The sequence below is a fragment of the Vibrio sp. 10N.286.49.C3 genome, assembly GCF_041469545.1.
GTDB classification, from domain to species: Bacteria; Pseudomonadota; Gammaproteobacteria; order Enterobacterales; family Vibrionaceae; genus Vibrio; species Vibrio tasmaniensis_A.
The window spans coordinates 1-19,497 of record NZ_JBFRKT010000035.1 but is presented as its reverse complement, the minus strand read 5'-3'; the positions used below and the strand labels follow the sequence as shown (position 1 = coordinate 19,497).

Annotated in this window: 22 protein-coding genes; 10 read left to right on the top strand and 12 right to left on the bottom strand. The window is 45.9% G+C overall.

The genetic code is table 11. The annotated features are described in order from the left end of the window. Positions 1-29 precede the first annotated feature (29 nt). From ccoG to AB4180_RS15305, 3 genes are all read right to left on the bottom strand, one after another. A complete protein-coding gene (gene ccoG, locus AB4180_RS15315) occupies positions 30-1,448 on the bottom strand; it encodes a cytochrome c oxidase accessory protein CcoG (protein ID WP_009848106.1) in 1,419 nt (472 codons plus the stop codon). A 326-nt stretch (positions 1,449-1,774) separates the two neighbouring features. Beyond that, positions 1,775-2,038 (bottom strand): YihD family protein, encoded by a 264-nt coding sequence (locus AB4180_RS15310; RefSeq protein WP_009848104.1) that lies wholly within the window; start codon positions 2,036-2,038, stop codon positions 1,775-1,777. A gap of 131 nt (positions 2,039-2,169) precedes the next feature. Beyond that, the gene (locus AB4180_RS15305) at positions 2,170-2,337 is read right to left on the bottom strand and encodes a hypothetical protein (RefSeq protein ID WP_009848103.1); all 168 of its coding nucleotides are present in this window, start codon (positions 2,335-2,337) and stop codon (positions 2,170-2,172) included. Between the two features lie 283 nt (positions 2,338-2,620). Between AB4180_RS15305 and AB4180_RS15300 the strand changes: the two genes are divergently transcribed. After that, positions 2,621-3,412 carry a sporulation protein gene (locus AB4180_RS15300; protein WP_009848102.1) on the top strand — a complete coding sequence of 264 codons (792 nt, stop codon included), beginning with the start codon at positions 2,621-2,623 and terminating at the stop codon, positions 3,410-3,412. 173 nt (positions 3,413-3,585) lie between these two features. Further along, positions 3,586-4,239, top strand: coding sequence for a hemolysin III family protein (locus AB4180_RS15295; RefSeq protein WP_017107564.1), 654 nt, complete (start codon positions 3,586-3,588; stop codon positions 4,237-4,239). 22 nt (positions 4,240-4,261) lie between these two features. Here the strand turns inward: AB4180_RS15295 and AB4180_RS15290 are convergent, their stop codons facing one another. From AB4180_RS15290 to def, 6 genes are all read right to left on the bottom strand, one after another. Next, entirely contained in the window at positions 4,262-4,816 is a 555-nt protein-coding gene (locus tag AB4180_RS15290) for a DUF3157 family protein (RefSeq protein ID WP_102249177.1), read from the bottom strand. Positions 4,817-4,842: 26 nt separating this feature from the next. Further along, positions 4,843-6,288: a TrkH family potassium uptake protein gene (locus tag AB4180_RS15285; RefSeq protein WP_009848099.1), complete on the bottom strand. Its 1,446-nt coding sequence runs from the start codon at positions 6,286-6,288 to the stop codon at positions 4,843-4,845. Positions 6,289-6,384: 96 nt separating this feature from the next. Next, a complete protein-coding gene (gene trkA, locus AB4180_RS15280; RefSeq protein ID WP_004735766.1) occupies positions 6,385-7,761 on the bottom strand; it encodes a Trk system potassium transporter TrkA in 1,377 nt (458 codons plus the stop codon). 110 nt (positions 7,762-7,871) lie between these two features. Further along, complete coding sequence (rsmB, locus tag AB4180_RS15275; RefSeq protein WP_009848098.1) at positions 7,872-9,152, bottom strand: 16S rRNA (cytosine(967)-C(5))-methyltransferase RsmB; 1,281 nt, start codon at positions 9,150-9,152, stop codon at positions 7,872-7,874. 119 nt (positions 9,153-9,271) lie between these two features. Beyond that, complete coding sequence (gene fmt / locus AB4180_RS15270) at positions 9,272-10,237, bottom strand: methionyl-tRNA formyltransferase (RefSeq protein WP_102249176.1); 966 nt, start codon at positions 10,235-10,237, stop codon at positions 9,272-9,274. A 38-nt stretch (positions 10,238-10,275) separates the two neighbouring features. Beyond that, positions 10,276-10,788, bottom strand: a complete 513-nt coding sequence (def, locus tag AB4180_RS15265; protein WP_004735769.1) for a peptide deformylase — start codon at positions 10,786-10,788, stop codon at positions 10,276-10,278. A gap of 140 nt (positions 10,789-10,928) precedes the next feature. Here def and AB4180_RS15260 point away from each other — a divergent pair, with 140 nt between their 5' ends. From AB4180_RS15260 to AB4180_RS15245, 4 genes are read left to right on the top strand one after another with little or no spacing between them, the layout of a single operon-like run. Next, on the top strand, positions 10,929-12,020 hold the full coding sequence (locus AB4180_RS15260) for a LysM peptidoglycan-binding domain-containing protein (RefSeq protein ID WP_102249175.1): 1,092 nt from the start codon (positions 10,929-10,931) through the stop codon (positions 12,018-12,020). Further along, positions 12,017-13,129: a DNA-processing protein DprA gene (gene dprA / locus AB4180_RS15255; RefSeq protein ID WP_102249174.1), complete on the top strand. Its 1,113-nt coding sequence runs from the start codon at positions 12,017-12,019 to the stop codon at positions 13,127-13,129. The genes AB4180_RS15260 and dprA overlap by 4 nt, the downstream gene beginning before the upstream one ends. Positions 13,130-13,132: 3 nt before the next feature. After that, positions 13,133-13,609, top strand: coding sequence for a DUF494 family protein (locus AB4180_RS15250; RefSeq protein ID WP_009848094.1), 477 nt, complete (start codon positions 13,133-13,135; stop codon positions 13,607-13,609). 12 nt (positions 13,610-13,621) lie between these two features. Then, positions 13,622-14,191 (top strand): type I DNA topoisomerase, encoded by a 570-nt coding sequence (locus AB4180_RS15245; RefSeq protein ID WP_102249173.1) that lies wholly within the window; start codon positions 13,622-13,624, stop codon positions 14,189-14,191. 89 nt (positions 14,192-14,280) lie between these two features. Here the strand turns inward: AB4180_RS15245 and AB4180_RS15240 are convergent, their stop codons facing one another. After that, positions 14,281-15,411: a 5-(carboxyamino)imidazole ribonucleotide synthase gene (locus tag AB4180_RS15240; RefSeq protein WP_102249172.1), complete on the bottom strand. Its 1,131-nt coding sequence runs from the start codon at positions 15,409-15,411 to the stop codon at positions 14,281-14,283. A 5-nt stretch (positions 15,412-15,416) separates the two neighbouring features. Next, positions 15,417-15,902, bottom strand: coding sequence for a 5-(carboxyamino)imidazole ribonucleotide mutase (gene purE, locus AB4180_RS15235; RefSeq protein ID WP_004735777.1), 486 nt, complete (start codon positions 15,900-15,902; stop codon positions 15,417-15,419). 195 nt (positions 15,903-16,097) lie between these two features. Here purE and AB4180_RS15230 point away from each other — a divergent pair, with 195 nt between their 5' ends. The 4 genes from AB4180_RS15230 (at position 16,098) to AB4180_RS15215 (ending at position 18,787) form a co-directional block, all read left to right on the top strand. Next, a complete protein-coding gene (locus tag AB4180_RS15230; protein ID WP_029223376.1) occupies positions 16,098-16,655 on the top strand; it encodes an L-threonylcarbamoyladenylate synthase in 558 nt (185 codons plus the stop codon). A 19-nt stretch (positions 16,656-16,674) separates the two neighbouring features. Continuing rightward, the gene (gene hemF, locus AB4180_RS15225) at positions 16,675-17,592 is read left to right on the top strand and encodes an oxygen-dependent coproporphyrinogen oxidase (RefSeq protein ID WP_102249171.1); all 918 of its coding nucleotides are present in this window, start codon (positions 16,675-16,677) and stop codon (positions 17,590-17,592) included. A gap of 77 nt (positions 17,593-17,669) precedes the next feature. Then, positions 17,670-18,500 carry a shikimate dehydrogenase gene (gene aroE / locus AB4180_RS15220; protein ID WP_102249170.1) on the top strand — a complete coding sequence of 277 codons (831 nt, stop codon included), beginning with the start codon at positions 17,670-17,672 and terminating at the stop codon, positions 18,498-18,500. Between the two features lie 17 nt (positions 18,501-18,517). Beyond that, a complete protein-coding gene (locus AB4180_RS15215) occupies positions 18,518-18,787 on the top strand; it encodes a DUF1488 domain-containing protein (RefSeq protein ID WP_102249169.1) in 270 nt (89 codons plus the stop codon). Here AB4180_RS15215 and AB4180_RS15210 read toward each other — a convergent pair. Next, on the bottom strand, positions 18,784-19,329 hold the full coding sequence (locus tag AB4180_RS15210) for a gamma carbonic anhydrase family protein (protein ID WP_012605080.1): 546 nt from the start codon (positions 19,327-19,329) through the stop codon (positions 18,784-18,786). The two genes, AB4180_RS15215 and AB4180_RS15210, sit on opposite strands and share 4 nt — an antisense overlap. Between the last annotated feature and the right edge of the window lie 168 nt (positions 19,330-19,497).

The window sequence follows — 19,497 nt, the reverse complement described above, 5'->3', positions numbered from 1 at the left end:
TGTTATACCTAGCACTAAGGTGACTGGTATCAGAGCTTCTTGATAAAGCGGCTTTCGACTTTCATCGTAAACTCTTCATTATCCGAGAGTATAAACTGAATTGTCGAAACTGGTGAGCTCAGTTTTTCTGGATCGACGCCCAAACTGATAGGAAGGTTTAAAACCTCACCTGGGTCTACGGTAATCTTTTGTTTACCGTACCAGATAGAATCCGGTAGCCCGCTGACATCAAGTTTGTACTCTTGCTCTTGCTGAGTCTTGTTGATGACTTTCAAGTTGTAAGTATTTTCGACAAGCCCTTGGCTATTGATTCTAAATAGTTGGTTTCTATCGCGCAGAACGCTTAAGCCTGCAGGATCAACACTCGCGATTTGTGCGAAAAACAGCCCCAACATAACGATCAGTATTACGCCATAGCCCAAGAGCTTAGGACGCATCACCTTGGTTGAGTGCCCCTCAAGCCTATGTTCGGTGGTGTAGTTGATCAGACCTTTCTCATAACCCATACGTTCCATGGTGTTGTCACAAGCATCAATACACGCGCCACAGTTAATACACTCGTATTGCAGACCGTCACGAATATCGATACCCGTCGGGCACACTTGAACGCATAAATTACAGTCAATACAGTCGCCTAGACCAAGTTCTTTTGGATCGGCTTTACGAGAGCGAGGGCCGCGGCTTTCACCTCGTTCAGTGTCGTAACCCACGATGAAGGTATCTTTATCGAACATTGCCGATTGGAAACGCGCGTAAGGACACATGTGCAGACAAACAATAGAACGCATCCATCCGGCATTCGCATAAGTACACCCAGCAAAGAACAATACCCAAAACACAGGCCAAAAAGTCGAGTTAAAGGTAAAGAAGCCAACCACCAGCTCTTTGATTGGGATGAAATAACCGACAAAGGTTAAGCCCGTCGCAATCGCAATCGCCCACCATGCGATGTGTTTGATGGTTTTTCTGAGAATTAAATTGCTCGTCAGTTTGCCCGAGTCTTGTTTTCTTCGCTTATTGGCAGCACCCTCCAGTTTCTCTTCGAACCAGATGTACATGAAGGTCCAGACGGTTTGTGGACACAGGTAGCCACACCAGACTCGCCCTAAGAAGGTGGTTATGAAGAACAAGCCAAACGCCGCAATCATGAAGAGGATAGCGAGTAGCGTTAGATCTTGTGGGTATAGCGTGGTGCCAAAGAAGTTGAACTGCTGGCTACCTATATCGAGCAAGATCGCTTGTCGTTCACCGAATGGAATCCATGGGATAAGCGCAAAAAGTAAAAGTAAGAACCAACCGCCGTAACGACGAAGTTGTTGGAATTTACCTTTGCTTTCTCGAACATAGATTCGGTTACTTGGGTTAAATCGATCTCCATTACCTTTATGTGTTTTTGGGTTAAAGGTTTTAGGAGTCACATCTTTGATATCGATTTTATCCTGACTCATGGACTATCCTTTTTGTGGCTTGTTTGCCCGGTTAACTCGGGCATGACGACATTACTTGAAAGTATGGTTTAGAGAACCTGTAGAAATTGAGCTTGGTGCATTTGTTGGTATCGCACTCACTCTTATTATTTTAGAAGATTCTTATGGGTGGCGATTATAGCGACAATCTTGTTCTCATTTCTTTAACGCTATCAACCTTTAACAACAAAAGTCATAACAGTTGTGACGAAAAAATAGCGAACAGAAACAAAAAAGCGACCGAGCGGTCGCTTTTAAACATTGAGTGTTTTATCTATACGGCAATTGAGCTCTAAATAAATAGGCGACTAAAGAAGGCCACGCGCTTTTAGAATTGCGGTTTTGAAATCATCTTCTTGGTCTTTTTTAAGACCTGGGATCATTTCATCTTTTTCGCTATTACGCATTTTTAGATGGTAGATAAGAACATCGTCAGTTAGCTCTTCAAGCTTACCTTGGTAGCCCGCTTCTTTTGATAGCTTAATGATGAACTCTAATAGGTTAAGCTCTTGATCTTTCTGCCACTCAGGCTCCATCAGTTCAAGCAGTTCTTCAATGCGGTGACACTTCATACTTTATTTCTCCACAAATTTTATAATGATTTGTGGCTAAGGTATCAAATCGGGTAGGGAATACCAATGTGTAAACACATTTCAAGATGGGAGCGGGCAAGAAAAAAGCGCAGTAAAAACTGCGCTTTTTGTTAAGCGGCTTTAATCACTTTTGTTGCAGTCGGTGCTAATAAAGCAGCCTTCTCAACGAGAGTCATTGTAGGAGCCAATTTCTTAGCCGTTGGAGCAGCAACAAAGCCACTACGACGACGCATCGCACTACGGTTGGTGTGCGAGAACCTGACAGCTGTTGGGCGCATTAATTTACCTAACGGTCAGGCATATCCATTGCCAATCTAATGGCCTGATTTATCATGAGCTCCTCCTCAATTGCTTGAAGAGTCACTCGTCTGGCTTTCGCCAATCCGAAAAATAAATCAGGATAATGATATGCATGCATATCAAGGGTTAGATTATCACTATCTAAGTTATCGATCGACGCCTGAGTGATAATTAAACGATATTAGAGCTAAAATAGTGTGAGCAGTATATTTGAGTTTGAACCTCTTTCAGGCTTAAGATGATGCTTTAAAGGAGGTGCATATGTCGTTCTTAAAGAAAACGTTAGCAAGTTTTGGAATTGGATCTGCCAAGGTGGATTCTGTATTGCAACAGGAAGTGCTTTATCCAGGTAAGAAGGCGAGCATTATTGTACATGTCTACGGAGGCGCTCAGCCGCAGGAGATCGATAACATTGATCTCAACTTATGCTGTCGCTACGTCAAAGAAGTTACCGCGAACTCGCAAGGGCAAGAGGGCGGTCATAAACGCCGAATGCACCAGACGTACTCGCTTGCCAAATGGAGCTTGCCGTATGCCTTTGTGATTCAGCCGGGTGAAACCCGTGACTTTGAATGTGAGTTTGATGTGCCACTGAACACACCGGTTACGATTGGTGATTCAAAGGTGTGGCTGGAAACCGGGTTGGATATTGCGATGGCGATTGACCCATCGGATAAAGACACCTTAACGGTTCGTCCCGACCCACTGCTCGATGGTATTTTTAACGAGCTTGAAGCTCAAGGCCTGCGCATTCGTCAAGTGGAATGTGAAGCGGTCAAAGGCTTTGAACTGCCGTTTGTACAAGAGTTTGAGTTTGTGCCGACGACGGGTCCTTATCATGGCCGTTGGCGTGAATTGGAAGTGGTGGCTCATCGTGATGAAACAGAGCTGAAGCTGTGGTTCGAGATTGATAGAAATCGCGATGGTGCAAAAGGCATGTTAGCGAGCTTGCTAGGCGTTGGTAAGCTACAGCGTCAATTGAGTGTGCCACTGGATACCTCACCACAAGATGCTGGCAAGATGGTACTTGAATATCTAGATAACGCCTCTTAGTTCCTATAATCCTTTATTTAACTCTTTGGTTATTTAGTTTTGGATCTTTTAGCCTCATTACATATTTCAGGCGTCATTGGTGTCATAAAAGGTGTCATAAAAATTTAAGCTTACACGTGTAAGCTTAATGTGCAATACTGGGTCAATCGAACATTTACTCTAGTAGGATATTCATGTCTGCATCATCAGCCAGCGAATACAGTGACATCGAAGAACGCGCTAATGCAATAACCCATGGCTTGGGCGTTGTGCTCGGCGTGGTTGGTCTGATCTTGCTGCTTATTCGTGCGTTTGATTACCAAGCCGACATGCTAACTGTTGCTAGTATGGCGGTGTATGGCAGCAGTATTATTCTGCTCTTTCTCGCTTCCACGTTGTACCACTCTATCACCACTGAGAAAACCAAGCGCTTACTCAAAACCCTTGACCACTGTGCGATTTATTTGTTGATTGCGGGCAGTTACACGCCGTTTCTCTTAGTGGGCTTAAGAACTCCATTAGCGATGGGCTTGATGGCGGTGATCTGGGGGATTGCGCTAGTGGGCATCATCATGAAGATAGCCTTCGTTTATCGATTCAAGCGTTTATCGCTGTTCATTTACCTAGCGATGGGGTGGCTATCTTTGATTGTTGTTTATCAATTAGCGATGAATATCGATATTGGTGGTTTGGTGTTACTGGCAGTTGGCGGGGTGATTTACTCGCTGGGTGTAATTTTCTATGTGGCAAAACGCATCCCTTATAACCATGCCATTTGGCACCTGTTTGTGTTGGCGGGCTGCGCTTGCCATTTCTTCGCTATCTACTTGTACGTGACTCCGGTTTAGTTTTTATTGAACCGGTATGCCCCTAACGGGTAGAAACGTCAGTGATCTCCACGTCTATTTTATATTCAGGATACTTATCAACATCGATCGCTAAGTATTTACCTTCTGCCGAAGTTTGTGGTCGAAGGTAGGTATCAGCAAGGCGCTTAATGGATTGCCAAGTGTTGATACTGCCTTGATGCAGCAGCTCACCCGTTGGTGAGTAGACAGTGATATTTAGCGTAACTAGCACTACGGCTTCTGTGCTTTGGTTAGTGACTGAAATAGGTAAGATTAGCTGTTCATTCTCGTAGAGTCCTGCCCCAATCAAAACGTCCACACCTGATTTGGAAAGCTGCAAGCTTGGCTTGGTGTCTCCAATCTTGATTGTGGTACCGCGTGTGTTTTTGGCTACAGGAATACTCGTCAATGCTGAATCTGCATTCGATGATGCGTTACTCACATACTGCCAAGTAAAATCGTCTTTTAGTAACACTTGCTTACCATCAGACAATGTGACCATTTGATCAGCAAAGGCAGAACTTACGAATACTGAGTTTGCGAGCAATGCGCTAGCGAGAAGTACGTATGATTTCATCTGTGTTTCCTTAAATATTCGCGGAATTAGCGTCGCCAAAAGGCTGGGAAAAATAGAACAATGAGCGTCAGTATCTCGAGTCGTCCCATTAGCATGCCTAAACTTAGCAACCATTTAGCGGCGTCTGGCAGTGGAGCAAAGTTCCCGGTTGGACCGATCACGCTGCCCATTCCCGGACCCACGTTGGCAACGGCTGTGATAGCGCCTGAGATGCTTGTTATTGGGTCTAACCCCATCGCACTCAAACCACCAGCAATTAAGATAATCGTAATAAAGAACATCAAACCAAATGCGACGAGTGAACGCACAATGTCGTCATTCACAGGTCGCTGATTGTAGCGTTGAACAAACACGCCCGACGGGTGAATCAGCTTCATCATTTGTTTGTGGAGCATGGTCATCGCGATCTGGAAACGGAAGATTTTGATACCGCCAGAGGTTGAACCCGAGCAAGCGCCCGCCATCATTAGGAATGCAAACAAGGTAGTTGGTAGTGCACCCCACGCGGTGAAGTCTTCTAAGCCAAAACCGGTTGTGGTGACGACTGATACAATGTTGAACATCGAAACACGCATCGCATCCATAACTGTGTAGCCATCTCTAACCACTAGCCATGTCGATATTACGGCGCTGGTGACCAAGAACAGGTATGTAAAACCTCTCACTTGCGCGTCTTTGTAGAGGATTGAGAGTTTTCTTCCACGCAGTGCGCTAACGAACAGTAAGAACGGCAGGCCGCCAAGGAACATGAACAGGGTTCCTACCCAGTGAGCGCTGTTGGAGAAGTGGTTCATCGATCCATCTGAGGTTGAGTAACCCCCCGTCGACAGTGTTGTGAACGCGTGATTGATCGCGTCAAAGATGCCCATGCCTGCAAACAAATAGCTAATGATGCATAAACCAGTCAGAACCAGATAAACCGCTACGATGTTCTTCGCGACGGTTTTTGCTCGTGGGCTGCTTTTATCTGACCAATCGGATGATTCGGTTTGGAACAGGCGCATACCACCAACGTTGAGCATTGGTAGAACCGCTACCGCCATCACGATAAAGCCGATGCCGCCTAACCATTGCAGTATAGAACGCCACAACAGAATGCTTGGTGCCATGCTGTCTAAGCCGCTTAATACGGTTGAGCCTGTCGTGGTGATACCTGACATGGTTTCGAAGTAGGCGTCCGTAAAGCTGATGTGGTTAATGAAGACAAAGGGCAGGGCGGCAAAGGCGCTGGCAATTGTCCAAACCAAAGAGGTGATAAGGAACATGTCCCGCACCCCAAGTCGGAACTTAGCGGAGCGGCCCAAGCTCAAGCAGATGAACGCCACAATGTGCGTGATCACTACCGATTGACCAAACTCGAGGAAGCCACCGGTGCCAGTAAAAAAGGCAACCAATGTGGGGATGTACATGAAAAGGGCGAGTTTTGATAACACTAACCCTATCACTAATAATATCGGACGAAAGTTGACCATAGCTTAATAGACCATAGCTTTAATTGATTACAGCTTTGTGCCGGAGCGTCGTTCTCACAAAAAGAAAGTTGCGAGAAGAAGCTTACGAGAACAAGGCTATAAGAAGAACGGGCTCGGTTGGAATAGAGACTCAACATCAGGTACGTATTTCTTGTCCACTAGGAACATCACTACGTGGTCATCCTGTTCGATTACGGTTCTATCGTGCGCGATAAGCACCTCTTCTCCGCGAACAATCGCACCAATAGTGGTGCCCGGTGGCAGTTTGATGTCGCCAATCGCTCGGCCAACGACTTTAGATGTGGTCTCGTCACCGTGAGCAATGGCTTCAATCGCCTCTGCAGCACCGCGACGTAGAGAGGATACGTTAACAATATCAGCACGACGAACGTGAGTAAGCAGCGCAGAAATCGTCGCTTGCTGTGGAGATATCGCAATATCAATCACGCCCCCCTGAACAAGGTCGACATAAGCGCCACGCTGAATCAGCACCATTACTTTCTTGGCACCCATTCGCTTCGCCAGCATCGCTGACATGATGTTGGTTTCATCTTCATTGGTTAGAGCAATGAACACATCAACTTGATCGATGTTCTCTTCTGTTAGCAGCTCTTGGTCGGCTGCATCACCACAGAATACGATGGTGTTTTCTAATTCTTCAGATAGCTTCTCGGCGCGAGTGTAGCTGCGCTCGATAAGTTTGATGCTGTAGCTTTGCTCAAGGCGTTTTGCCAAGCTAGCACCAATGTTACCACCGCCAACAATCATGATGCGACGATACGGTTTCTCTAGGCGTTGCAGTTCACTCATTACTGAGCGGATGTGGTTACTTGCTGCCACAAAGAAAACCTCATCATCGGCTTCAATGATGGTGGTGCCTTGTGGGCGAATAGGGCGACCTTGACGGAAGATAGCGGCAACACGAGTATCGATGTGCGGCATGTGCTCACGCAAAGCAGACAGGGCGTTACCAACCAATGGTCCACCGTAATAAGCTTTTACTGCTACTAGGCTAACTTTCTGTTCAGCAAAACTTACAACCTGCAATGCACCTGGGTATTGAATCAGGCGCTCGATGTAGCTGGTCACTAGCTCTTCGGGTGCAATCAGGTGATCGACTGGGATAGCACCTGATTTGAACAGCGCTTCTTTCTCTTCTAGATATTGAGGAGAACGAATACGAGCAATTCGGTTTGGCGTATTAAACAGAGAGAAGGCAACCTGACATGCGGCCATGTTGGTTTCATCCATGTTGGTTACGGCAACCAACATGTCGGCATCTTGCGCGCCCGCTTCACGTAGTGTGTTCGGGTGGCTGGCATAACCGTTTACAACCCTAAGGTCGTATTTGTCCTGAAGTTCACGCAGTCGGTCGGCATTACGGTCGACGATCGTGATGTCATTGTTTTCACCCACTAGGTTTTCAGCAAGGGTACCGCCAACTTGTCCAGCACCTAGAATAATGATCTTCATAGCCTTTCTCTTATTTTTTGCCGTTGTAATTCTAGTGATCTCTTTTCGCTTTGATAATGCACTAGAAAGAAACAGCGGCTAAGAAATAAATTCTTAGCCGCTGTTAGTTGTTATGCCTGTTTTACTAGAACTGCGTAGTAGAAGCCATCCATATCTTCTTCACCAGGTAGTATTTGACGACCCGGTTTTTCGATATCAGACCCAACTAGCGTTGCGTTCTCGGTGCGCTCTAAGAATGCTTTCACTTGCAGCACGTTTTCTTGCGGCGTGATAGAACATGTCGCATAAACCATGGTGCCGCCTTCTTTTAGCTGGCGCCACATTGCATCCAAAATCTCACTTTGCAGCTCTGCTAGTGCATCAATATCAGAGGCACGGCGTAGCCACTTAATGTCAGGGTGACGGCGGATTACACCCGTCGCTGAACACGGAGCATCAAGTAGGATGCGGTCAAACTGACTGCCTGTCCACCACTCTTCAGGGTAGCGAGCATCACCACAGATTACGTCGGCACGCAGTTGTAGGCGTTCAAGGTTATCGTAAACGCGGTCTAGGCGTTTAATATCACTGTCGATTGCAACCACTTCAGTGTCTTGAGTATGTTCAAGAATGTGTGCAGTTTTGCCACCAGGTGCTGCGCAGCAATCTAGGATTAGCTCACCATCTTTTGGTGTTAGGAAATCAACGGAAAGCTGAGCTGCAGCGTCTTGTACTGATACCCAGCCTCGGTCGAAACCAGGAAGCAAAGTAACATCACAAGGTGACGCTAATTTTATGGCATCAGCCGCTTCAGGGTGCAGTGTGTATTCAATGTTTTCGTTTTTAAGCAGTTCAACATACTCGTCACGAGTGTGGTGTTGGCGGTTTACGCGTAGCCACATTGGTGCCTTGCTGTTGTTTGCTTCAACTAGTTGCTCCCACTGATCTGGGTAGCTTTCTTGAAGCATTTTCAGAATCCAGCTTGGATGGCTGTATTTGCCAGCATTGTGGCTAACGGCTTTCTCATCTAGCTCTTCTTGATCGCGCAGATAGCTGCGAAGCACTGCATTGATCAAACCACTGAGACTTGGGCCGCGCAGGGTTTTGGTTGCTTCAACGGTTTCAGCAACGGCAGCATGCGAAGGAATGCGCATAAAGCTCAACTGGTAAATGCCTACTAAGATCAGGTGGTGGAATACGCGCTTTTTACCTTTAAGCGAGTTTTCCATCAGTTCGTTAGCTATTGACTCTAAGCGAGGCAGGTAACGAAGTGCGCCGTAGCAAATCTCTTGCAGTAGAGCATGGTCTCGCGGACGGATCGTTTTTTGAGCCGCAGGGAGAGCGTGTGAAAGAGAGTGGCCTTTATCGACAACTTGGAATAGGACATTTGCAGCAGCAGCGCGAACATTCATGAGGGGTACCGAATATTTATTTGAATACATGAGGGCATCTCTGCCCTCGTAAAGGTTTTCTAAATAGTGTTTTTACAAGCTACACGTTTTTAAGTACATATTGAGTAGCTTTAAAGCGGTTAAGAAAGTTGAGTACCAACTTCAAACCAGCTTGCTCGTGAGTTCAAGATGTCCTGAACTGACATAGCTTTTTTACCTGGAACTTGTAGCTGTTCCAAGACTAGTACTTTGTTGCCAGTCGCAACATAAATACCAGTCTTATCTGCTTTGATGATTGAGCCAGCTGGCGCAGATGTCGATTCTTCATCAACACGTGTCTGCCAAACTTTAATGCTTTTTTCATCATTAGAGCTGCTATCAACAATCGCAAAGTGACTCATTGGCCACGGGTTGAAAGCGCGCACACAACGTTCGATGTGTTCTGCACTGTCATTCCAATCAATTTTAGCTTCTTCTTTACTCAGCTTCTTCGCGTAGTTAGCAAGTTCGTCGTCTTGCTTCTCAGCAACAGCTTTACCAGAAGCTATGTCTGCTAAACACTCAACAAGCGCGTCAGGGCCAAGGCCAGCTAGCTTTTCATACATTGACGCACTGGTGTCTGTTGCTTCAATTGGTAGCGTTGCGATGCTTAGCATGTCACCAGTATCTAGGCCGATATCCATCTGCATGATCGTTACGCCTGTCTCTTTATCACCCGCCCAAATAGAGCGTTGGATCGGAGCAGCACCACGCCAGCGCGGTAGGATAGAGCCATGCACGTTGATACAACCTAAGCGAGGTGTATCTAATACAGCTTGTGGTAACAGCATACCGTAAGCGACAACAACCATGATGTCAGCATTCAAATCTGTTAGCTCTTGTTTAGCTTCATCTGACTTGAAATTTTCTGGCTGGTAAACTGGAATGCCGTGCTCTAATGCAAGTTGCTTTACTGGTGGCGCAGACAGTTTTTTCCCTCGACCTGCTGGGCGATCTGGGTTGGTGTAAACTGCAATGACGTCATGCTCCGAAGACAACAACGCCGCCAAGTGACGGGCGGCGAAATCCGGAGTACCTGCGAAGACAATTCTTAAAGATTGACCCAAGGTAGACTTCCTTCTTAATTTAGTAATAGCAGCGGTTATTAACCTTGTTTCTCGTTGAAACGTTTAATCTTCGCTAGCTTATCTTGAATACGTTTGCGTTTTAGTGGTGATAGGTAATCAACAAACAACTTGCCTTCTAGGTGGTCAAGTTCGTGCTGAACACAGATGGCCAGAAGGTCATCTGCGTCGAATGTGAATTCGTTGCCTTCACGATCTAATGCTTTAACCGTTACTTCTGCAGCGCGAGGTACTAGAGCTCGAGCGCCTGGCACAGATAGACAGCCTTCTTCGATACCATCTTCGCCACGTTTGTCGGTAATTTCAGGGTTGATCAGAACCATAGGTTCGTCACGTGTTTCTGAAATATCGATAACAACGATGCGCTGGTGGAAATCTACTTGCGTTGCCGCAAGGCCGATACCTTCTTCGTCGTACATGGTTTCAATCATGTCATCAACGAACTTTTGAATCTCAGGGGTAACTTCTTTTACCGGTTTCGCCACGGTACGTAGACGATCATCTGGTAATGTTAATACTTGTAATACAGACATATACACTCGAAATATTGAACTGTGCCGAAACAGCTTAAACCTTGTTGGCTCAATTCTAGACATTTTAGAGGTCAAATGACAGCATCCTGAAGGTAATTCTCTAATCAGATGTCATATATTCAGACCAAGGAACCTAGGTCATGCGTCATTTTTCCCCCGCTTTATCTCTTATTTGTGCCTCGATTTCGTTTGCCGCTACGGCTGAAAGTAGTGCTCAACCTTTAACCATTAAACAGGGTGCACCCGAGGCGTATGTGGTGGTTAAGGGCGATACCTTGTGGGATATCTCCGCGATGTATCTCGATAGTCCGTGGTTGTGGCCAAGGTTATGGCAGGTAAACCCAGAAATAGAAAATCCTCACCTTATATATCCCGGAGATAAACTGTCTTTGGTTTGGATTAATGGCGAGCCCGTATTGAGCCTTAAGCCCGTCATCAAGCTGAGCCCTAAGATTCGTGTCTCTGAGAAGAAAGCAGTACCTACCGTGAATGAGGGGCTGGTTCTGCCTTATCTACAATCTGATCGCTTGGTTGATCAGCAAGATATTCAATCAGCTCAACGAGTGTTAGGGACGAGTGATGGCAAACGCTTCTTATCGGGTGAAGACCGATTGTTTATCTCTGGCAACCAACAACATCAAAAATGGGGTATTTACCGTTCTGTCGAAACTTACCAACGACAGCAACCTCAAGCGAGTATGACCTCTTTACGTTTGGTTGCTACAGCACGCCTTAAAGAGGTCGATGATGAATTCAGTAGCTTGCAGATAGACACGCAACTGCAAGAAGTGTTACTTAACGATCTCGTGTTGCCGGAACTAGGCGTCGATCAGGTGAACCTCTCTACCACGTTCTACCCTGCACCTAGTGCTGCGGGTCAGTTTGCTAATATCTTGGGCTCATTAGATGGCAGCCAATACAGCGCAAAGAATCAGGTCGTAGTTATTAACAAAGGATCGCAAGACAATCTTCGCCAAGGCTCTATGTTTACGCTCAGCGAAAGCGGCGCTGTGGTGTTTGGTAAGCAAGGTGAATACAGCTATAAAGAATCAGCGGCGAGCGATAAGGTGCAATTGCCAAGTACCTCACTGGGTAGTTTGATGGTCATTCGCCCTTACGAGTATTTTAGTTTGGCGTTGATCACTCAAAGCTCCAAGCCGGTTAGTAATGACATTCTGGCGGTATCACCTTTGGACCTTGCTGTGACAGAAGAGTCTAAGGGCACCGAGTGAATGAGCAACAACTGAGTGCTTGGCTAACTCTAAGTTTTGTTCCGCAATTGGGTAGCAAGCGCCTTTCTCGTTTGCTGAGTATTGATTCTCCTTCTAATATTGTTGGCTACTCAAGTCAGCAGCTACAAGCACTTGGTTTGTCTGCCAAGCAAATTTCCTATCTAAGAGAGCAAGCCCCGAGAGAAGTGGAGGCTTGCTTAGCGTGGCAAACAAGGCAGCCCAACCATCACATCATTACCCCGAATTGCTCGCATTATCCCAAACTGCTCAATGAGACCGCCTCTGCGCCAAGTGTGCTTTTCGTTAAAGGTCACGTTGAAAAACTGATTGAGCCTCAAATCGCTATGGTCGGCAGTCGCAATGCCAGTCTCGAAGGGTTGCAAACCGCGAAGTCCTTCGCTAAAGAGTTTGTACAAAATGGCTTGATCGTCACCAGTGGTTTAGCGTTAGGCATTGATGGCTATGCTCATGATGGTGCTCTGGATAAAGGAGGGGAGACCTTCGCAGTGTTGGGCTCTGGCTTAGATTCCATTTACCCTGCGCGGCACAGAAACTTAGCCGATAGAATTTGTGAGAATGGTGCGCTAATTTCAGAGTTTCGACCAAGTGCTAAACCAAGACCTGAACATTTCCCCCGACGTAATCGTATTATTAGTGGCTTGTCGCTAGGAACCTTAGTGGTTGAAGCGGCTGAGAAGAGTGGCTCTTTGATTACGGCTCGCTATGCCATGGAGCAAGGCCGAGAGGTGTTTGCGCTTCCAGGCTCAATTCATAGTCCAACCAGCCGCGGAGGTAACAGCTTAATTAAAGCTGGAGCATGTTTAGTACAAAATGCTCAAGATGTTCTGATTGAAATAAAGAGTCTGTTAGACTGGTCTATAGATCAGCAGCCCAGTTTGTTCGAGCCTACGCCGAATGAGGGTGAAAATGAGCAATTGCCATTTCCACAGCTGTTAGCTAACGTAGGATTAGAGGCGACACCCGTTGATATTTTGGCACAGAGAACCCATATACCTGTGCATGAGGTCATGATGCAGCTTTTAGAGCTTGAGCTCTCAGGGCATGTTGTTGCAGTTTCCGGTGGCTATATTCGAAAGGGGAGAGGCTAAGCTATGATGATGGACATACTGATGTACTTGTTTGAAACCTACATCCATAGCGATTCTGAATTGCAGGTGGATCAAGATGAGCTGGAAGATGAGCTTCTTCGAGCAGGGTTTCACCAAGATGATATTTATAAGGCCCTCCATTGGTTAGAAGATCTTGCGGCATTGCAAGATACCGAGAACCAAGCGGCGATTAGTGTGTGTTCCAATACCTCGATGCGTATTTATACCAGTCGAGAGATTTCACGTATTAATATGGAGTGTCGAGGCTTCTTATTGTTCCTTGAGCAGATCAACGTGCTTACGACAGAGATTCGTGAAATGGTGATTGATCGTGTGATGGGGCTTGAGACCAACGAATTTGAATTGGATGATCTGAAATGGATTATCTTAATGGTGCTATTTAATGTGCCGGGTAATGAAAGTGCTTACACGCAAATGGAAGAGCTGTTGTACACCAAAGAGCAAGGTATCTTGCATTAATACAGGCTTGTCATGAGTAGTAAGATTGATAATCAGCTTTTTTCAGCACATGAACATGCGTTAGAGCATGAACCATGTCCACAGTGTGGTGGGGAGCTTCAGCTTCGCCATGGTAAGCACGGCCCATTTTTAGGCTGTAAGCAGTATCCGAGCTGTGATTACATCAAACCTCTTCATCAAAATGATGGTCATGTGGTGAAAGAGCTGGGTGTGCCGTGTCCTAAATGCCAAAACGAATTGGTATTAAGGCAAGGTCGCTTTGGGATGTTCATTGGTTGTAGTAGTTACCCAGAGTGTAATCACATCGAATCTTTGGACCAACCCAAAGAACAACCTGAAGAGCAGCCACTTGTTGCCTGCCCTGAGTGTGGCAGAGGCCATTTGGTTGAGCGTAAATCTCGCTATGGCAAAACCTTTTATGCGTGCGATAACTATCCTAAGTGTAAGTTCGCAGTAAACCAACCACCTATTATCGGTCGTTGTGAACAGTGTCAGTTCCCGTTGTTAATTGAGAAGAAAGCAGCCAATGGAACTAAGAAACAATGTGCTGATCGCAAGTGTCACCACATTCAATCTCAATAACTCGATATTATAGACACAAAAAAACGGCGCTCACTGAGCGCCGTTTTTGTATCCAATGAACTTTTTATATCAATAAGCCAATGTAGGGCTTACTTCATCTGCTCAGCAAACTCATGCACAGCAGGGTAAGCTTGCTTATCGAGAATGTCTGCCAGTGAGCATAACGCTCTTTGCAGTTCTGCGTTGTAGTCAGCGCTCACGTTAATGTGGCCCATCTTACGACCTGCACGCTTCTCTTTGCCATACCAATGAACATGACAGCCACCTTGAGCCAGAATAGCCTCTGGTAGAGTATCTTCGCCAAGAATGTTGATCATTGCAGTTGGACGAATCAGCTTAGTGCTGCCTAGTGGCATGCTACATACAGCACGCAAATGGTTCTCAAACTGACAAGTCTCAGCGCCTTGCTGTGTCCAGTGGCCAGAGTTATGAACACGTGGTGCAATTTCGTTAACCAGCAGTGAACCTTTAACATCAAAGAACTCTAACGCTAGCACGCCAACGTAATCCAAACGTTCTGCAACAGCGGTGAACATGGTTTTTGCTTGCTCTTGCAGTTCAATGTCATCAATCGCTGTCGATAAGCTCAACACGCCATCGGTGTGAACATTTTCAGCCAGTGGGTACACTTGAATCTCGCCATTAGCGCCACGAGCACCCACCAGTGATACTTCGCGGTCAAACGGAACGAACTCTTCAGCCACAATCGCTTGGTTGTCTGTTGCTGCAATGCACTCAGCCATTTCTGTCCAAGTTGATTCAACATTCTCTAATGTCTTTAAGCGCCACTGGCCTTTGCCGTCGTAGCCACCAAGTGTGCTCTTCAATACCATTGGTAAGCCAACGTGAGCGATCGCAGCGTCAAAGTCTTCGCGAGAGTTAATCACGTAGTACTTAGCATTTTTCACGCTTGCTTCGTCTAACAGGGCTTTTTCAAGGCGACGGTCACCGCCAGCTTTGATTGCTTCTGTTGTCGGTAAGAACTTACCGCTGCGCTCACATACCTCAAGAACATCGTGAGGGATATGTTCGAATTCAGCAGTAATGACGTCCGCACGCTCAATCGCATTGTCTAAGCCGTTGCCTAGAATCGCTTGCGTTAATGGGTGAACAATATTTTTGCTGCCAACATCAAAAGCAGAAATTTCAATATTCAGCGGCGCCCCAGCTAGGGACATCATGCGAGCAAGTTGGCCCGCGCCTAACACAAGAACATGCATGGGAATTAGTCCTCAGCAGGGTTTGGATTAGCCAGAACCGTTTCTGTTTGCTCAGAGCGGAACGCTTCTACTTTTGCCATCACTTCTTCATTGTGAGTACCAATGATTTGGGCTGCTAGGATACCAGCATTGGCAGCGCCAGCTTCACCGATAGCCAAAGTACCTACTGCAATGCCTTTTGGCATCTGTACGATAGAAAGCAGAGAATCCATGCCCTTCAGTGCTTTAGACTGAACAGGGACACCTAAAACAGGTACGCTTGTGAAAGCTGCAGCCATGCCCGGAAGATGCGCTGCACCGCCAGCACCAGCAATAATCACTTTAATACCGCGCTCTTTCGCACTGGTTGCGTAATCAGCAAGCAACTGAGGTGTGCGGTGAGCAGAAACCACTTTTGTTTCGTACGCCACGCCAAACTGATCCAACATTTCTGCAGCTAGCTTCATTGTTGGCCAATCAGATTTAGAACCCATGATAATACCGACAGTCATCTCAAACTCCTTCAGGTACGATTTAATTAGTGATTAGATATTTTGCGCGCATTATACGGGTAAAATTGCTTAAGGAAAACGTTTGCGTCAGTCTGAGTTGTTAATTGATACATTTTATAAACAAATAGCTTTAGTCACAGTGAATGATAATTTGTACACTTAGCGAGTTCGATAACAGAATTAATGAGGCAACCCTTGGATAACTTTCAACATACTTTGCAGGCATTACAACAAGGTGAAGTCATTGCTTACCCGACTGAAGGCGTTTTTGGGGTCGGTTGTGATCCCGATAATCCACAAGCCATTAAGAAATTGCTCGATTTAAAACAGCGGCCGATGGAGAAAGGGTTGATCCTAATTGCTGCGAGTTACGAGCAGTTGCTGCCCTATATTGATGAAAGCCAGTTGACGGAAGCGCAGTTAGCGACCGTAAAAGCAACATGGCCGGGACCAGTGACTTGGATAATGCCAACCAGCAGTAAAGTAACTGATTGGGTCAGCGGCCAGTTTGATTCCATCGCGGTACGAGTGACTGATCACCCTTTGGTTCAAAGAATGTGTAATGAATTCGGTAAGCCGTTAACCTCGACCAGTGCCAACCTGACAGGTGAACCGCCTTGTATGACGACTGAAGAAGTTCAACAGCAACTGGGTCAACATTTGGTGGCTATTCTCGAAGGTCAAACGGGTGGTCGTGAGAAGCCAAGCGAAATTAGAGATGCAAAAACGTCGAAAATATTAAGACAGGGTTAAACCCTGCAAAGGAAGAAAGATGTCAGCAATTGATAAAGAAGCAGTAAAACAGTTTTTACTGAGCCTACAAGATTCGATTTGCCAACAGCTTGAGCAAGCTGATGGCACAGCACTGTTTGAAGAAGATGCATGGGAGCGTGAACCTGGCGAACGCCTTGGTGGCGGTGGTCGAACTCGTGTGATGACCAACGGTGCGGTATTCGAGCAAGGTGGTGTTAATTTCTCTCACGTAGCGGGTAAGGCAATGCCAGCCTCAGCAACCGCTCACCGCCCTGAATTAGCCGGACGTAAGTTTGAGGCGATGGGGGTGTCATTAGTTATCCACCCTAAAAACCCATATATCCCAACCTCACACGCCAACGTACGATTCTTTATTGCCGAAAAGGAAGGGGAAGACCCTATCTGGTGGTTCGGTGGTGGTTTTGATTTAACACCATTCTATCCTTTTGATGAAGACTGCCAATCTTGGCATCAAACCGCTAAAGATCTTTGTGCGCCGTTTGGTGATGATGTCTATCAAGAACATAAAGAGTGGTGTGACAAGTACTTCTATCTGCCTCACCGAGACGAAACACGCGGTGTTGGTGGTCTGTTCTTTGATGACTTAAATGAGTGGGGTTTCGATAAGAGCTTTGCTTATATGCAGGCTGTCGGTGAAGGCTTTACAGCCGCCTATCTACCAATTGTAGAACGACGTAAAGAGACGTCTTACGGTGAGCGCGAGCGTGACTTCCAACTTTATCGTCGTGGTCGCTATGTTGAATTTAACCTAGTTTACGACCGTGGTACCTTATTTGGTCTGCAAAGCGGTGGGCGCACAGAGTCTATATTGATGTCTATGCCGCCGTTGGCTCGTTGGGAGTATCGTTACGAACCACAAGCAGGGTCACCAGAAGCTCTGCTTTATAGTGACTACCTAAAACCTCGAGTTTGGTAGTTCTTCCTTCCTTATAGGGATAGTGATAGGGTCATCTATATAGATGACCCTTTTTATTATTTCTGTTAGGTAAGGATATGACACAGCAAGTAGATCGTTATGCCGTTTTCGGTAACCCTATTGGGCAGAGCAAATCGCCATTCATTCACACATTATTTGCTCGCCAAACCAGTCAACAACTTACCTATACAGCACTCCAGCCAGAACAAGGTGAATTCATCACTGCTGCTCAAGCTTTTTTTAGTGAAGGTGGTAGAGGGTGTAATGTCACAGCGCCATTTAAAGAAGATGCTTATCAGTTCGCTAATCGCCTGACTGAAAGAGCTGAACTAGCAGGTGCTGTAAACACACTTAAGAAGCTCGATGATGGAGAGATCATTGGTGATAACACCGATGGTGAGGGTTTAGTTCAAGACCTTCTTCAACATCAAGTTATGCTCGAAGGGGCTCGCGTTCTTCTGCTTGGCGCTGGTGGTGCTGCTCGAGGGGTAATTCAACCTCTTCTCGACCAAAAGCCACAACAGTTGGTAGTTGCTAATCGAACCAGTTCAAAGGCTGAACTACTGGCCGAGATGTTTTCTTCACATGGAAACATCAAAGGAATGGGGTTAAGCGATGTTAATGAAGGGTTTGATGTCATTATTAACTCGACTTCGTCTGGCCTAAGTGGTCAGCTTCCTGAAGTTTCTGAGATTATCTTCAATTCTAATAGTGCCGTTTATGACATGGTTTACGGATCGGGCAACACGGTATTCAATCAGTGGGCATTAGATCATGGTGTTCACGCTGCTTATGATGGTTTAGGCATGCTAGTGGGGCAGGCTGCAGAGAGCTTTATGCTATGGCGTGGCCTTCGTCCGGGAACAAAACAGATTTTAAGAGAACTACGTAAAAACCTAGAGATGTAATGAGGTATTTATAAAAAATGAATCAATCAATTCTATTTCCTGATATCCAAGATTGGGATGAAGAAAATCAATCAATCATCTTCCCAGCACAGCAGTCTGGCGCACTGATTGAGTGTGTTATGTCTATTGAAGAGCTGTCTCGATTGGCAGGTAAAGATATAGAAGAAGGCAATCAAGCTTTAGCGATCTTTTCAGAGTTACGTTTCGATATTGAAGAGCTAGCGGAAGAGTTAATAGAAGAAGAGGAGTATGACTCCTCTAATCGGATTCAGATCAAAGCGCTTTAGACTGGCAATACAGAGTCTAGGTAGTCGTTTTTATTCTGAACATAGTTGTCAGCTGACTTCTGTAAAAAGGCACGCTCTTTATCATTTAATGGGCGTGCTTGTTTTACTGGGCTTCCTACATATAGATAACCGCTTTCAAGTACCTTATTAGGCGGAACCAAACTACCAGCACCAATCATCACATCTTCTTTAATAACCACGCCATCGAGCACGATAGCTCCCATACCAACAAGTACGCGATCTTCAATGGTGCAGCCATGCAGCATTACTTTATGCCCGATAGTGACATCATTACCTATTAGTAGAGGATAGCCTTCAGGGTTTTCTGCATTTTTATGGGTGACGTGCAAAACGCTACCGTCTTGGATATTCGTTCTATCTCCAATATGAATGTGGTTGACATCCCCTCGAGCTGCAACCAAAGGCCACACACTAGAGTCGTCACCGATTTTGATATCACCAACCAGTACAGAACTTGTATCTATATAGACACCTTGTCCAATCTGAGGGGATATTCCTTTATAACTGCGTATTGAACTCATAAATCCTCCTTTATATAGGCACCTTAAGCCCTTAATTAAGGGGAATACTAGTGAAAATGGGGCGTTTTGAACAAAAAACGCTCGAACAATCAAAAAAGTAAGAAAAACTTCAAAAAGGGCTTGCCAGTGTGATCGAAATCTCTATAATGCCACCTCGCTGACACGGGA